The 13348-nt window shown below is 62.9% G+C and carries 15 protein-coding genes and 1 pseudogene; 6 read left to right on the top strand and 10 right to left on the bottom strand.

Going from position 1 to position 13348, the window contains the following annotated elements:
- Positions 1 to 216: 216 nt before the first annotated feature.
- Complete coding sequence (locus tag ACFSJC_RS15520) at positions 217 to 510, bottom strand: BrnA antitoxin family protein (protein WP_386028000.1); 294 nt, start codon at positions 508 to 510, stop codon at positions 217 to 219.
- On the bottom strand, positions 476 to 841 hold the full coding sequence (locus ACFSJC_RS15515) for a BrnT family toxin (protein WP_386027999.1): 366 nt from the start codon (positions 839 to 841) through the stop codon (positions 476 to 478). The genes ACFSJC_RS15520 and ACFSJC_RS15515 overlap by 35 nt, the downstream gene beginning before the upstream one ends.
- Before the next feature lie 484 nt (positions 842 to 1325).
- On the opposite strand from ACFSJC_RS15515, the gene ACFSJC_RS15510 reads away from it, so the two are divergent.
- Genes ACFSJC_RS15510 through ACFSJC_RS15495 form a run of 4 tightly spaced genes read left to right on the top strand, consistent with a single transcriptional unit; the run spans position 1326 to position 5258 of the window.
- A complete protein-coding gene (locus tag ACFSJC_RS15510; RefSeq protein WP_386027997.1) occupies positions 1326 to 2696 on the top strand; it encodes an ATP-binding protein in 1371 nt (456 codons plus the stop codon).
- Complete coding sequence (locus ACFSJC_RS15505; protein ID WP_386027995.1) at positions 2696 to 3646, top strand: O-methyltransferase; 951 nt, start codon at positions 2696 to 2698, stop codon at positions 3644 to 3646. The genes ACFSJC_RS15510 and ACFSJC_RS15505 overlap by 1 nt, the downstream gene beginning before the upstream one ends.
- 53 nt (positions 3647 to 3699) lie before the next feature.
- On the top strand, positions 3700 to 4803 hold the full coding sequence (locus ACFSJC_RS15500) for a DNA cytosine methyltransferase (RefSeq protein ID WP_386027993.1): 1104 nt from the start codon (positions 3700 to 3702) through the stop codon (positions 4801 to 4803).
- A 14-nt stretch (positions 4804 to 4817) separates the two neighbouring features.
- A complete protein-coding gene (locus tag ACFSJC_RS15495) occupies positions 4818 to 5258 on the top strand; it encodes a very short patch repair endonuclease (RefSeq protein ID WP_386027991.1) in 441 nt (146 codons plus the stop codon).
- A 28-nt stretch (positions 5259 to 5286) separates the two neighbouring features.
- On the opposite strand, the pseudogene ACFSJC_RS15490 reads toward ACFSJC_RS15495, so the two are convergent.
- From ACFSJC_RS15490 to ureE, 3 genes and pseudogenes are all read right to left on the bottom strand, one after another.
- Positions 5287 to 5517 (bottom strand): annotated as a pseudogene (locus tag ACFSJC_RS15490) (GTP-binding protein); the annotation flags it as partial.
- A gap of 140 nt (positions 5518 to 5657) precedes the next feature.
- The gene (locus ACFSJC_RS15485) at positions 5658 to 6332 is read right to left on the bottom strand and encodes an urease accessory protein UreF (RefSeq protein ID WP_386027990.1); all 675 of its coding nucleotides are present in this window, start codon (positions 6330 to 6332) and stop codon (positions 5658 to 5660) included.
- Positions 6322 to 6780 carry an urease accessory protein UreE gene (ureE, locus tag ACFSJC_RS15480; RefSeq protein ID WP_386027989.1) on the bottom strand — a complete coding sequence of 153 codons (459 nt, stop codon included), beginning with the start codon at positions 6778 to 6780 and terminating at the stop codon, positions 6322 to 6324. Before ureE ends, ACFSJC_RS15485 begins: the two co-directional genes overlap by 11 nt.
- Before the next feature lie 322 nt (positions 6781 to 7102).
- Between ureE and ACFSJC_RS15475 the strand changes: the two genes are divergently transcribed.
- Complete coding sequence (locus ACFSJC_RS15475) at positions 7103 to 7717, top strand: hypothetical protein (RefSeq protein WP_386027988.1); 615 nt, start codon at positions 7103 to 7105, stop codon at positions 7715 to 7717.
- A gap of 143 nt (positions 7718 to 7860) precedes the next feature.
- Here the strand turns inward: ACFSJC_RS15475 and ureC are convergent, their stop codons facing one another.
- From ureC to ACFSJC_RS15450, 5 genes are all read right to left on the bottom strand, one after another.
- A complete protein-coding gene (ureC, locus tag ACFSJC_RS15470; RefSeq protein ID WP_386027986.1) occupies positions 7861 to 9564 on the bottom strand; it encodes an urease subunit alpha in 1704 nt (567 codons plus the stop codon).
- A 22-nt stretch (positions 9565 to 9586) separates the two neighbouring features.
- Positions 9587 to 9892, bottom strand: a complete 306-nt coding sequence (locus ACFSJC_RS15465; protein ID WP_386027984.1) for an urease subunit beta — start codon at positions 9890 to 9892, stop codon at positions 9587 to 9589.
- A 148-nt stretch (positions 9893 to 10040) separates the two neighbouring features.
- Positions 10041 to 10343: an urease subunit gamma gene (ureA, locus tag ACFSJC_RS15460; protein ID WP_386027982.1), complete on the bottom strand. Its 303-nt coding sequence runs from the start codon at positions 10341 to 10343 to the stop codon at positions 10041 to 10043.
- A 19-nt stretch (positions 10344 to 10362) separates the two neighbouring features.
- Positions 10363 to 11205 carry an urease accessory protein UreD gene (locus ACFSJC_RS15455; RefSeq protein ID WP_386027980.1) on the bottom strand — a complete coding sequence of 281 codons (843 nt, stop codon included), beginning with the start codon at positions 11203 to 11205 and terminating at the stop codon, positions 10363 to 10365.
- 147 nt (positions 11206 to 11352) lie between these two features.
- Positions 11353 to 12567 carry an MFS transporter gene (locus ACFSJC_RS15450; protein ID WP_386027979.1) on the bottom strand — a complete coding sequence of 405 codons (1215 nt, stop codon included), beginning with the start codon at positions 12565 to 12567 and terminating at the stop codon, positions 11353 to 11355.
- A 208-nt stretch (positions 12568 to 12775) separates the two neighbouring features.
- Here ACFSJC_RS15450 and ACFSJC_RS15445 point away from each other — a divergent pair, with 208 nt between their 5' ends.
- The gene (locus ACFSJC_RS15445) at positions 12776 to 13348 is read left to right on the top strand and encodes a VOC family protein (protein WP_386027978.1); all 573 of its coding nucleotides are present in this window, start codon (positions 12776 to 12778) and stop codon (positions 13346 to 13348) included.

Here is a 13348-nt window from a genome sequence, read left to right as displayed (position 1 = left end):
CGGACCTCCAAGGGGCTCGCCATACTCGGCAGCATCTGGGAGGCGATCAAGACGTCGGGCAACCCCTTGGGCGGTGATCGAGTTTCCCACCACGCTGGTGGTCCCGAGGCGGCCGAGCGGAAGGATCGGCTGTTCGACGACCGGGCACTGAAGATCGCGGTGGAGCGCTTGGGGCGGCAGGGGATGACGTGGCCTTATTGCGCCCCCTGGCCGGTATTACTGATGCGTCTTGACGTGCTCGCGCAGCACCGCGTCGATACGCGTCTGCCATCCTGGGCCTTCGGCCTTGAAATATTCGATCACCTCGGGCGAGAGGCGAATAGAGACCGGCTGCTTGGTGGAGTTGGCTTTCGGGCGCCCGGGCGAGCGTCCGAGCGGACGCATCTGGGCCAATTCTTCGTCCGTCAGCTCATGGGTGTCGGGGTCCTTCGCGATGCCTTCGCGGATGCGTGCCTCTTCCTCGGGGCTCGGCAGGTCAAAGATCCGGCCTGAGGGTGATGTGACGTGCATAGTCTCGAACCTCTTTCGGGTTGGTTTCCGTGAACACCACGCAATAGACGGCGCGACCGATGGGCGCGAACCCAATCCAGCGCTGCTCGCCGTAGGCCTCGCGGGCATCTTCGTTCACCCACGCCAGATCCCATTCCAGATCCGCCGCCAACGCCAATCGATAGCCCATGATGGGGACATTCAGGCGGTCCTTGGCGAGCTCACCGCTGAGCTGCGTGGCGACGACGTCACCTGGGAGCAGGTCGGCGTCCGCAACGAGGCCTTCGACCTCTACGTCTACGGCCAGGCCGGCTGCATCAAGCTCAAGGTCGACCGCATGGACTGGGAGCATCCGCGCTCCTGGGTCATGCCCTGGGACGAGAACCCCGAGGTACTGACGGTGGACGGGGAGCGTGGGAGGCAGGATCCGAAACCGCTGCCGGTGGGGGAGGCGGGTACGGTTTCGGCAGCGGCGGTGAGGGTGGCTACCGAGAGGGCTTCAGCCGGGGCTCGGTGCCGATCTTCGCCAGGTTCTCAGTTGTTTCAGATTCCGACCATCATCAGCGTGGTTGGGCTACAGGCAGTTGGCGATGCGAGCGACGGTCGACGCTTTCTGAGGGGAGTCCTGGGCCAGGAGACGCTTCAGTTTGCTTTTCTCCTCGCGTGTATTGTCGTCTTTTCGTTATGATTGACCTATCAGTGTTCTGCTTCCGTTGGCTGGTTGTGGTATCGGAGCGAACGGGCGCTTTGAGTCCGAAAGCAACGTAAGTGTATTTCGATCGGGTCTGCGGCCTATTGGCGATAGCAGATAAGCGACCGATGCGAGGGCTAAAGATTTGAACGAAATAGCTAAGGCTGCAGCGAGTCCTACAAAGGCATTCTTCGTGCGAATGATCACCCGAGATATTACGCTCGAGGACTGCATTTTCGATTTAATCGACAATAGCATCGATGGGGCCTGGAAAACCGAGGGAAGTCCTCCGATGACTCTCGAGCCGCATGAAGGGCTTTCCAAATACGATATTCGTATCGAGGCGGATCCAAATAAGTTTTCGATATTGGATAATTGCGGTGGAATGAGTCTCGATCAAGCGGTCGAGTATGCTTTTAGTTTCGGTAGGAAAATAGCCGACCATGCCGACGGATACAGCATCGGGGTTTACGGTATCGGCATGAAGCGAGCCGTGTTTAAGCTGGGAAACAAGATAAGAATTCGCAGCACATATAGGGATGAACATGGAGGAAGGCACTCGTTTGCTGTTCCCATCGTCGTTTCGAAATGGATCGAGAACGACGAGCCGCCTTGGGATTTCGATATTGATGACGACGAACCGCTTGAGAACGATGGCGTTGAGATCTTAGTGGAGGATTTGAATTCCGGTGCATCCGAGGCTTTTCGAAATCCCAGCTTTCTCGAAAACCTAAAACGAATGATTGCCAGAGATTATTCTCTTCACATGAGCGGTGGTTTGAAGGTTGCGCTGAACGGGGAGAGCATTCGGGCGCGTCCCATCGAACTCAGAAAGAGCGACGAGTTTTCTCCGATGCGGATGTCGTACGAAGAACAGATCGATGCAAGTAAGAAGGTCACCGTAGAAATCATCGGAGGGATGGCCGCCTTGCCTTACGACGACAACGAGCCTCCCGAAGACCGGTCGCGAGATCGGGAACGGATTTCGGGATGGTATATCGCCTGTAACGGCAGAATCGTACTCGCAGCAGACAAAACCGATGTTTCGGGATGGGGGAGCGACGATCTGCCCAGTTGGCATGGTCAGTATACCGGGTTTCTTGGCATAGTACTTTTTACTTCCGAAGACGCAGAATCCTTGCCTTTGACGACGACCAAGCGCAGCGTTGACAGAACTTCCGTCGTTTATCGTAGAGCGCTTAGGCCGCATATGCGTGATGTCAGCAGGGCATGGATCGACTACACGAACTGGCGAAAACAGGATTTGGCTGAAGCGAAGAAAAAGGAAGCCGAGACCAGGTCGATCCCCATACACCAGATTCAGGCGCAGTCATCGACTAAGCTACCCAATTTGACGGTAAAACCACGCCAGAAAATGGCCAACGTCAATTACTCGGTTTCTCGAGAAAGAATGAAGGAGTTGGCTAGGGAGTTGGGTAACATCAACATGTCATACAAGGATGTCGGCCTTCGGTCTTTCGATTACATGTATTCCGATTACGTAGGCGAAGATTAATGGCTTCGTTCGATAGCGTAAACTATAGCTTGAGACCCAGCAAAAGTATCGAACGCCAGATTGTATTCGAGGGTGTTCGAGATTTGCAAATGCATTTGAAATTGACCGAACTCGTTTATGTCGGGTTGGGGTCCGTTTGGTTTACGGATTTCATAATGGCCCATAGAATGCTGCGAATAGAGGAAATGATATCGATCGAGCGTGAAGAAATCGGATATAAGAGAGCTAAATTCAACTCACCCTATGCAACCGTTCAAGTGATGCATGGTTCGTCATCCGAAATTCTTCCCGTTTTGTGCAATGACGAAAATTGGAAATCTCGTCCATGGTTGATTTGGCTTGACTACGATGGAGATTTCGACGAAGAGATGAAGGGCGATCTGCAGATGTTGATCGAAAGAGCGCCAATGAACAGTCTTCTCGTCTCGACATTTAATGCTTGCCCGAGATCCTACGGGAAAAATCCGGAGGATAGGCTGGGTCGTTTGCAGGAGTTGTTTCGCTCTGTCGTTCCCGACAACTTACCTAAACGATCGGTAAAGGAAGAAGAGCGCATGCAACAGACACTTGCCGATATTTCTCTAAGGTACATGCAGTCGGTCGCAGAAGAAGCATCTCGCCCTGGGGGATTCGTTCCCGCAATTCGCATTCCCTATCAAGACGGTGCTCCCATGGTTACGGTCGGAGGAGTGTTGCCTGAGGAGGGGAACAGGCATGAAGTGGAGCAGATCACCCAAAGTGAGGATTGGCTTTGCCGCCCCGACAAGCCGATCGTCGCCCCGCACCTCACTATGAGAGAGGCGGCCGTGCTGCAATCCCAGCTGCCTTGCACCGATAGACTCACTCGCGATCGCATCAGGCAGCTGGGGTTCGATTTGGAGGAAAGCCAGATCGAGACCTTCCAGAAATACTATCGACAATATCCGACGTTCGCACAGATACTTTCGTGAGCGATCGCGTTCGGCGATCGCCAACCACGTTCGTTCGTGATATCTTTCCGGGCATGATGCCCATAATTCCCTCCGCCCCCGTCCTTATCGATCTGTTTTCCGGATGCGGAGGATTTTCTCTGGGCGCGCATCGGGCTGGCTTTCACGTAGCCGCAGCGTTCGACAACGATCCCATTCTAAGCTCTTCTTTCGAGAGCAACTTCCCGTCCACTCTCCACGAATTGCGCGACGTGGCGGGCCTGCGCGGCGAGGATTTGCGAGCGGTCGCTGGAGGGAGAGTCGACGGAATATTCGGAGGCCCCCCCTGCCAAGGGTTCAGCGACATCGGCAGACGCGATCGTTCGGATCCGCGTCGGCGTCTGTTGGCGCATTTCTACCGCCTGGTGGCCGAGACCGGTCCCACCTTTTTCGTGATGGAGAACGTACGGGGTCTCGCCTACCGAAACGCCCGAGACGAACTCGAAGGTGCGCTGGCCTACGTGCGCGACGACTACGCGTTGTTCGGGCCGACGATTCTGGACGCCGCCGATTTCGGAGCGGCAACGGCTCGGCCGCGACTGTTCGTCGTCGGCGTCCGCAAGGATAGGGGCGACGCCATCCTTCCGGAAGACATCGAAGTCGCCAAGCGTCCGGCGGCGACCGTCCGAGACGCCATCGGCGACCTGGAAGGCGTGATCGAGGTGGGCGAAAGGGACGGATTCGACGTCTGGCGGATCCCGGATCTCGCCCCGACATCCGACTATGCCCGTCGACTCAGTGCCCCGGATCGCCTGTTCACGAGTCACCGGACCACCGCGCACGCGCCCAATGTCGTCGAGCGTTTCGCGCGTGTTGAGCCTGGCGGCAAAGACGAAGTCGGGCGTCATCCTCGGTTGCGGTGGGACGGACAGTGTCCGACGCTCCGAGCCGGAACCGGGTCGGATCGAGGATCCTACCAGTCCGTGCGTCCCATCCATCCGGACCATCCGAGGGTGATCACCGTCAGGGAAGCGGCGCGCCTGCAGGGCTTTCCGGATTCCCATCTGTTCCATCCGACGGTTTGGCACTCGTTTCGAATGATCGGCAACAGCGTTTCCCCGATCATTTCCGAGGCGCTCTTCCGCGTGATCGCCGAGAAGCTGTACGAGGAGCGGGTGCCGACGGCGGCGTCCGTCTGAGGTCCGGGGCTACGGTGGACCGGCTCGCTCCGGAGCGCCGCTCTTGGCTCATGTCGAGAGTGGCTTCCAAGAACACCTCGGCCGAACTGCGCGTGCGCCGCGCCCTGCACGCGCTCGGATTCCGCTTCAGGCTGCACCGCAAGGACCTGCCAGGAACTCCCGACATCGTCTTGCCGAGGCATCGCACCGTCGTTTTCGTTCATGGGTGCTTTTGGCATCGGCATCCCGGCTGCCCGAAGGCGACGACTCCGAAGACTCGGATCGAGTTCTGGCAGAGCAAGTTCGACCGGAACGTCGAGCGCGACCGCGAGGCTATGGCGCAATTGGAGGCGCTGGGGTGGCGGACGGTCGTGATTTGGGAATGCGAGACGAAGAAGTCCGAACGGCTTGCCGAGGTGTTGGAGCGGCACTTCGCGCTTGGCGGAGAAGAGGCGGTTCGGGATCGGGAAGGGTAGCTGCTCGTGGAAAATATGTTCGTCCCCTTTTCTCGATGGCGGTGTGCGGACAGCCGCCGGTCTCGACCCCGACGATGCGCTCGGCAGGCAACGCCTGGCTGCGGATCAGGAATTCGGCATCCTCGCGGGTGTAGATGTCGTTGGTGACGACGGCGATCTCGAAGCGATCGCGCAGACGCTTGCAGAGCAGGTCGAGCAGCGCGGTCTTGCCGGAGCCGACCGGGCCGCCGACGCCGACGCGCAATGGGGACTGACTCATCTGAGATTCCTCGGGCGGAGAGGCCGTGTCTCTGCGCCATCGGTGGGTGAAGACGCCGCGACGGTTCGTCGGCGCCGTTGGCAAACGTAACAAAAGCGCCCAGTGGGCGTAAGAGGCTCGATGCGCGTTCGCAGGTCCGCTCAGGAGCGAAAGAGCCGGGTGTATTGGGTCTCGTGCAGGCTGCTGGCGATGGCGAGCGCGGGCGAGCTGGCGCCGATGTCGGCGTCCTCGGTCTGGAGCGCTCGGTCGACGGCGGCGGGCACCTCTTCGACCAGACGCGCGAGGGTCTGCTGACCCTGGGTCTGGCCGAGCGGGACGATCTTGACGGCGGCGATGACCAGATTCTCCAGCCAGCTCCAGGTGTATGCGAGCAGGGTTCGGCGCGGGTCGATGTCCCAGTGAGCGGCGGCATAGGCGAAGCCCGTGGTCTGTGCGCGGGCGATCAGGGTCTTGCGTTCGGCCGCCCCTGCCAGGTTCAGCGAGATCAGCAGGTCCGCCAGGGCACGACCGCGATTGGACTCCTCGCTACGCAGTTCCTGGGTCTCGCGGCTGGCGAGCAGGCGCTGGGTCCAGGCGTCGAGCGCGGCGTCGTCGCCCTGTCGGGCCGCCCTGTGCAGTCGGGCGAGCAGGGGCAGGTCGATGCCGGTCTGGGTTGTGCGCAGCTGATCGCGCAGCCAACCCTCCAGATCCGCCGTGTTGCGCACCCAGCCGCATTCGACCGCCCATTCGATGCCTTGCGAATAGCTGAATGCGCCGGTCGGAAGACTGGGACTCGACAGATGCAGCAGTCGCAGCAGGGCGAGGTCAGTGGTCATGGTGCCGATGACCGTGGGCCTGGTGTCCGCCCTCGTAGGCGCCGGCCTCTGGCTCGAAGGGGGCCTGTTCGAGACCGACCGTCAGCCCCAGCCCGCGCAGCATGTCGTCCAGGACATGGTCGTGCGGATAGCGCAGGATTCCGGGTCCGATCTGAAGGGCGACGTGTCGGTTGCCCAGGTGATAGCAGGCGCGGGCGAACAGCAGCGGATCGTCGCAGCGCACGCTGGAGAGCGTCTCGTCTCCGGCGCGTACCCGAACCGCCAGACCCTCATCCGAGAGCAGGTGGTCGCCGTCGCGAAGGCTGCCGCCCCGTTCGAGGAAGAGTCCGGCCTCGCGGCCGTCGTCGAGGACGACGCGCAGACGGCTGCGAACCCGCTGGTCGTAGGTCAGGGTCAGTGTCGTGTCGGTATCGAGCGGGTGGTCGGTCTTGCGCGTGAGACGGATCATGAGTCGTGTGTCTTTGGGTCGTTCGCGTGGTTGGGTGCGATCCGGCCATCGTCGAACGATTGCCGGGGTCTCGGTGTCAGGCTAGCATGCCGCCTGCCCTGTCCTGGGTCGATCCGGACCTCTGTCTCCTCTCGGAGACTGTCACAAAAACCGATGGAAAGGCTTTTGCGACAGCCTCTATGTGACGTGCGAGACGGTCAGCCCTTTTCTCACCCCTGCGTCGTGGCTATTCTTCGCGCCCCGTAGTCGGAGAGCGTCGTCCGTTGCGACGCGCTCACCGCTTGGGCGTGCCATCTCGATTTTCAATGCAAGAGGCAATGACATGTCCAATCTGGTGTTCGAGGACATCCGGAGACGTCTGCGGGAGACGCAACAGGAATTCGATCGCGAATTCGATCGCATGCTCGCCGAGGGGCGCGAGCGGTTTCGCTACGAGCGGCGGCGCGGCAAGGTCGTCTTCGAGCGGAACGTACGGCGCCTGCATCTGCGGCAGCGCATCGGCGTTTGGCGTTATATCAAGGATGCCCCGATCGCCTTCATCCTGACCGCGCCCGTCATCTACGGCATGATTCTGCCGTTTGCCATTCTGGATCTCTCCATCAGCCTCTACCAGCAGGTGTGCTTCCGGGTCTACGGCATCCCCCTGGTCCGTCGCTCCGACTATCTCATCGTCGACCGGCATCGTCTGCCCTATCTCAATCTGATCGAGAAGCTCAACTGCGTCTATTGCGGATACGGCAATCAGGTTCTGGAATATGCGCGCGAGGTCTCCGGACGGACCGAGCAGTTCTGGTGCCCCATCAAGCATGCCCAGCGCACCATGGACCCGCATCCGCGCACCAGCAGTTTCGTCGATTACGGCGACGCCGCCGGCTATCGCGAGGATCTGCCACGCCTGCGCAAGCAATGGGAGGACGAACGCCAGTTGCAGTTGTGATCGGCGGCCAGCCTCCAGTCTCCAGCCTCCAGCCTCCAGCCTCCAGCCTCCAGCCTCCAGCCTCCAGCCTCCAGCCTCCAGCCTCCAGCCTCCAGCCTCCAGCGATATGATCTGGCTGGTAGCTGGTAGCTGGTAGCTGGTAGCTAAAACAGAAAATACCGCTGCGCCATCGGCAGAACCTTCGCCGGTTCGCAGACGAGCAATTCGCCGTCGGCGCGGACCTGGTAGGTCTGGGGATCGACCTCGATGTTCGGCAGGGCGTCGTTCAGCACCATGTGCTTCTTGCCGATGTCGCGGCAGCCCATGACCACGCCGATCAGGCTGCGCAGGCCGATGGCGTCCTGCACGCCGGCCGCGATGGCGGACTGCGAGAGGAAGGTCATGCGGGTCGCCGTGCGTGCCCCGCCCAGTGCGCCGAACATGGTCCGATAGAGCACCGGCTGGGGCGTGGGGATGGAGGCGTTGGGATCGCCCATGGGCGCGGCCACGATCATGCCGCCCTTGATGATGAGGCTCGGCTTGGCGCCGAAGAAGGGCGGCTTCCAGAGCACCAGATCGGCGAGCTTGCCGACCTCGACCGACCCCACCTCGTGGGCGATGCCGTGGGCGATGGCCGGGTTGATGCTGTATTTGGCGATATAGCGCCGCGCGCGCAGGTTGTCGTGCTCGGCCGGGTCGCCCTTCAGGCTACCGCGCTGGACCTTCATCTTGTGCGCGGTCTGCCAGGTGCGCGTGATGACCTCGCCGACCCGGCCCATGGCCTGCGAATCCGAGGCGATCATCGAGAAGGCACCCAGGTCGTGCAGGATGTCCTCGGCGGCGATGGTCTCGCGGCGGATGCGCGATTCGGCGAAGGCCACGTCCTCGGCGATGCTCGGGTCCAGGTGATGGCAGACCATGAGCATGTCCAGATGCTCGTCGACCGTGTTGACCGTATAGGGTCGGGTCGGATTGGTCGAGGAGGGCAGGACGTTGGGCGCGCCGCAGGCCTTGATGATGTCCGGTGCATGGCCGCCGCCCGCGCCCTCGGTGTGGTAGGTGTGGATGGTGCGCCCCTTGAAGGCGGCCATGCTGTGCTCGACGAATCCCGACTCGTTGAGGGTGTCGGTATGGATGGCGACCTGGACGTCCATCCGCTCGGCGACGTCGAGACAGCAGTCGATGGCTGCGGGTGTCGTGCCCCAGTCCTCGTGCAGCTTGAGCCCGATGGCACCGGCCCGGACCTGTTCCTCCAGCGCCTGAGGCAGACTGGCGTTGCCCTTGCCGAGGAAGCCCAGGTTCATCGGCAACTCATCGGCGGCCTGGAGCATGCGGTGGATGTTCCAGGGACCGGGCGTGCAGGTGGTGGCGTTGGTGCCGGTCGCGGGTCCGGTGCCGCCGCCGAGCATGGTGGTGATGCCGGACATCAAGGCATCCTCGACCTGCTGCGGACAGATGAAGTGGATGTGCGAGTCGATCCCGCCCGGCGTGAGGATCTGGCCCTCGCCGGCGATGGCCTCGGTGCCTGGACCGACGACGATGTCGACTCCGGCCTGGGTGTCCGGGTTGCCCGCCTTGCCGATGCCGACGATGCGTCCGTCCTTGATGCCGATGTCGGCCTTGACCACGCCCCAATGGTCCAGAATCAGCGCGTTGGTGATGACGACGTCGACCACCTCGGCCGCGACCCGCTGGGACTGTCCCATGCCGTCGCGGATGACCTTGCCGCCGCCGAACTTGACCTCGTCCCCATAGACGGTACGGTCTTCCTCGACCTGGATCCAGAGATCCGAATCCGCGAGCCGAACCCGGTCGCCCGTGGTCGGGCCGTACATCTCCGCATAGGCCTGCCGGCCGATCTTTGCCATCGCTCGATCTCCAGATTCGGTTCTAAAGGGTGCCCATGACCTTGGCGTTGAAGCCGTAGACCTCACGGTCTCCGGCGTAGGCGACCAGCTCGACATCGCGGCCCTGGCCGGGCTCGAAGCGTACCGCTGTACCGGCGGGGATGTTCAGCCGGTAGCCGCGCGTCTGTTCGCGCTCGAACTGGAGCGCCGGGTTGGTCTCGTAGAAGTGATAGTGCGAGCCGACCTGGATCGGCCGGTCGCCGCTGTTCTCGACGCGCAGCATGATGGTGTCGCGTCCGGCGTTGATCTCGATCTCGCCGGGTGCGGCGATGACTTCGCCTGGAATCATGGTTGTCTCCACTGGAGCTGAGTTCGATGAGTCGAACCGCAAAGGCGCGAAGGACGCGAAGAGGGGTTCGGCATGTCGGCTATACCCGTGCGCTGGATCATCCCGAAAAATCCTTTGCGCGCTTCGCGTCTTGGCGGTTAGAAATGCGTCAGACGATCGGCTGGTGCACGGTCACCAGCTTGGTGCCGTCGGGGAAGGTCGCCTCGACCTGGACCTCCTGGACCATCTCCGGCACGCCGTCCATGACGTCCTCGCGTGTCAGCAGGGTGCGGCCGTAGTCCATGAGCTCGGCGACGCTCTGGCCGTCGCGGGCGCCTTCCAGGATGGCGGCGCTGATGAAGGCCACGGCCTCCGGATAGTTCAGCTTCACGCCCCGGTCCTTGCGTCGCTCGGCCAGCAGGGCGGCGGTGAAGAGCAGCAGCTTGTCTTTCTCGCGTGGGGTCAGTTCCATGGTCGATCCTCGTGCTGTGTCAGGTGGCCCAGATGCGCGGCGCCTGGGCCGAGCGGCCGAGCAGTGGCTGGCGAATGCTCGCCCAGATGGCGGTCAGTCGGTTGCGGACCCGGTCGCTGGCGAGCCCCAGCGCGCGCACGATCAGCAGGTCCTCGATGCGGGTGATGCCGATCAGGGCGTCCGGGTCCGGTCCCACGGCATCTCGGGCCAGTCGCAGGACGGCCTCGTCGGCGCCGGTTGCGATCAGGGTTGCGGTGACGGGCATGCCGCGCAGACCGCTGGGGCCGTCCAGGTCGCGTCTGTCCTCGATGTTCAGCCGATCCCAGAGCAGCGGACGTCCGTCGCGCTCGATGCGTAGCTGAAGGCCGGCACGGCCGGGATCCATCCGTTCCCCATTGCTCGGCAGACCCAGACACTGGATCTCCCAGCCGATGAAGCGCGCCGCGCCCTGCAGTTCGATCCGGGTGTTCAGGTGCGCATGGCAGCCGGGAAAGAGGATGTTCTCCTGGGGCAGCCATTCCAGACTGGCGTCCCGAACGCGCAGGGTCTGATGCTGTTCCGCGCGCGGACCCAGGCTGCGATAGAACTTGGCCGCGCCGGGCGTGGTGATCATGGCCGAGGATTCGGGCGCCAGATCCACCTCGACCTCCAGGCGATCCCCGCCGACCAGTCCGCCCGGCGGGTGGAGCAGGTAGAGATGACAGACATCCCCCTCCGGATAGAAGGGCCGCTGCACCGTGAGCGGACCGCGCGCGCGCCGCTCGGCGAGCACCGTGCGCGCGCCGCGTCGGGCGAACCCGAGCGAGAGACTGGCCTGCCAACCCAGGGCCGTTCCGTCGCCTTCCGGGGTTGGATCTGCCATTGCCTCTGCGGTTGGGCTGGGGGTCATGCTGAGCCGGTACGTCACGGGCGGTTGTCGGCCTTTTGGATGATTGCGATTGCCTGGTCCCGATGGTCTGCACAATGCCGGGGATGGTCAAGAGGTCTGGTCCGATCGCCTTCAGACACGTCAGGCATGCATCGAGTCGGTCTTCTGGCGTCGGGCTCGTACCAGCCGGATCAGTACCAGGACCAGGAGCCCACCCAGCAGCCAGAACAGGGCTGGGCCGGTCGTCAGCAGGGGTGTCAGGTCCTCCCGGCTCGGCCAGCCGCTCAAATTGATTCCGATGCGCAGGAAGGCGGCCACGGCCAGCGTGGCGAAGAGCAGTCCGGTGAAGGTTGCGGTACGTCCCGGACGTCCGGATTCGGCCGCCAGGCCGAAGGCGCTCGGCAGTGCGCTGCCCCAGCCGAGCCCCGCGAGCGCATAGCCGCCGACTGCGGCGCCGATCCCGTCGAGCGTCGTCAGGGCCAGGCCGGCCGCGCCGGCCAGACAGCCGAGGATGAAGATTCGGGGTGCGCCCCAGCGTGCGCTGAGCCGTCCGCCGACGAAGACCAGCAGGCTGAAGGCGACCCAGAAGACGGGCATCAGCCAGGGCAGTGCGCTGGGGTCGACCTCCCGCAGATAGCGTGGACCGGCATTGATGAAGACCCCGATCTGGAAGGCGAGCGCGGCGAGCAGCAGCGCCGGCAGCCATCCCCAAGCGGGAAGACGGCGTGTCGGTGCCGTCTCGGTTGCGGCCTTGGCCGGCGCACGACGCTCGGCGACCAGGATGCCCGAGCAGACGGCGAGCAGGGTCAGGCTGGAGACGGCGAAGGGCAGGCGCGGATCCTGGGCGGCGAGCAGCGTGCCCAGATAGGGCGAGACGGCTGCGGCCAGCCCCATGCCGAGCAGGGCCAGGCCGGCGAGCCGAGGAACGGCGGGCGTCGCGGCGTGACGCGCGAGCAGGGCGAACAGCGGCGAGCGCAGCGCCGACGAGGTCAGGACCCAAATCGCCGTGACGCAGAGGAAGAGCGTGGGGCTCGCGCCCGCTCCGGGCAGCAGCGGCAGGGCGAGGAAGGCGATGCAGGAGATCGCCGTGAACGTCAGCACCCAGGGTCCGATCCGGGCATAGAGCCGGAAGGCCCGGTCCGCCAGGAAGCCAAAGGCGACGTCGAAGCAGGCGAAGAGCGCCTGGTCGGCGAGCAGGATCCAGCCGGTCCAGCTGCGCGCGATACCGACCGACTCCAGCAGTCCGGGCAGATAGAGGGCATAGACGGTCCAGGTGAGCAGCAGCAGAAACTGCAGGACGCCGAGATAGAGCCCGAGTCCGGTCGAGGAATCTGTCGGTGTGGAGGTGTCGGTCATAGGCGGCTCCGAGGGGCTGGATGTGGTCGGACCGGATGCGAACGCGGTCGAGACGCGCGTAGGACCAGATAGTGCTGCGGGTGCCGGGAATCGACCCCGAGTGAGTCGGACCTGAATGCCGGGCGCGCTTGCGTCTTGGTTCGGCAATTGGCGTCTGTCAAGATGGGGGCCACCGTTGTCACCATCGATTCAGCCTGGGAGGTCTGGCATGCGATTTCGGGGACTCCATCACGTCGAGTTGTCCGTCCTGGACTATGAGCGGTCGGTCTCCTTCTACGACCGCATGTTCGGCTGGCTGGGATACACCAGCTTCTGGACGCTGGACATCGGATACCGCTCCACCTACTACATGGCCCGCTTTCCCATGCCGCACAGTTATATCGGCATCCAGCCGGCACGCGGCGGTGAGCGTCTGCATCATGAGGACCAGAACACCGGGGTCCATCACGTCGCGCTCTGGGCGCGCAACCGCCGCGAGATCGACCGCTTCCATGCCGAATTCCTGCTGCGGGAGGATGTGACCGTCACCGAGGTTCCGGCCGAGTATCCGATCTATGCGCCCGGCTACTATGCGGTCTTCTTCGTCGATGCCACCGGCATTCGTTGGGAGCTGGCCCATATCCCGCGTATCCCCTCGCCCTGGGCGATCCTGCGCAGCATCAAGGCCGGGAAGGCGCTGATGCGTCAGCACCCGGAATGGGACGGATCTCCCATGAAGGCGATGATGCGAAGGCTGCCGTCGCGGGATGACTTGATGCGGGAGCGGTCCGGTCCATCCTGA

It is taken from the genome of Thiorhodococcus fuscus (assembly GCF_042682685.1).
Taxonomy (GTDB): domain Bacteria; phylum Pseudomonadota; class Gammaproteobacteria; order Chromatiales; family Chromatiaceae; genus Imhoffiella; species Imhoffiella fuscus.
Note: the sequence above shows the minus strand (reverse complement) of the source record. Positions and strands in the feature narration are given on the sequence as shown.

Bases quoted from the DNA above. Each gene is read 5' to 3' on its own strand.
- ACFSJC_RS15515 (WP_386027999.1), bottom strand. From the start codon at position 841: ATGCTCCCAGTCCATGCGGTCGACCTTGAGCTTGATGCAGCCGGCCTG.
- ACFSJC_RS15475 (WP_386027988.1), top strand. From the start codon at position 7,103: ATGTCCAATCTGGTGTTCGAGGACATCCGGAGACGTCTGCGGGAGACG.
- ACFSJC_RS15520 (WP_386028000.1), bottom strand. From the start codon at position 510: ATGCACGTCACATCACCCTCAGGCCGGATCTTTGACCTGCCGAGCCCC.
- ureE (WP_386027989.1), bottom strand. From the start codon at position 6,780: ATGATCCGTCTCACGCGCAAGACCGACCACCCGCTCGATACCGACACG.
- ACFSJC_RS15505 (WP_386027995.1), top strand. From the start codon at position 2,696: ATGGCTTCGTTCGATAGCGTAAACTATAGCTTGAGACCCAGCAAAAGT.
- ACFSJC_RS15450 (WP_386027979.1), bottom strand. From the start codon at position 12,567: ATGACCGACACCTCCACACCGACAGATTCCTCGACCGGACTCGGGCTC.
- ACFSJC_RS15500 (WP_386027993.1), top strand. From the start codon at position 3,700: ATGATGCCCATAATTCCCTCCGCCCCCGTCCTTATCGATCTGTTTTCC.
- ureA (WP_386027982.1), bottom strand. From the start codon at position 10,343: ATGGAACTGACCCCACGCGAGAAAGACAAGCTGCTGCTCTTCACCGCC.
- ureC (WP_386027986.1), bottom strand. From the start codon at position 9,564: ATGGCAAAGATCGGCCGGCAGGCCTATGCGGAGATGTACGGCCCGACC.
- ACFSJC_RS15465 (WP_386027984.1), bottom strand. From the start codon at position 9,892: ATGATTCCAGGCGAAGTCATCGCCGCACCCGGCGAGATCGAGATCAAC.
- ACFSJC_RS15445 (WP_386027978.1), top strand. From the start codon at position 12,776: ATGCGATTTCGGGGACTCCATCACGTCGAGTTGTCCGTCCTGGACTAT.
- ACFSJC_RS15485 (WP_386027990.1), bottom strand. From the start codon at position 6,332: ATGACCACTGACCTCGCCCTGCTGCGACTGCTGCATCTGTCGAGTCCC.
- ACFSJC_RS15455 (WP_386027980.1), bottom strand. From the start codon at position 11,205: ATGGCAGATCCAACCCCGGAAGGCGACGGAACGGCCCTGGGTTGGCAG.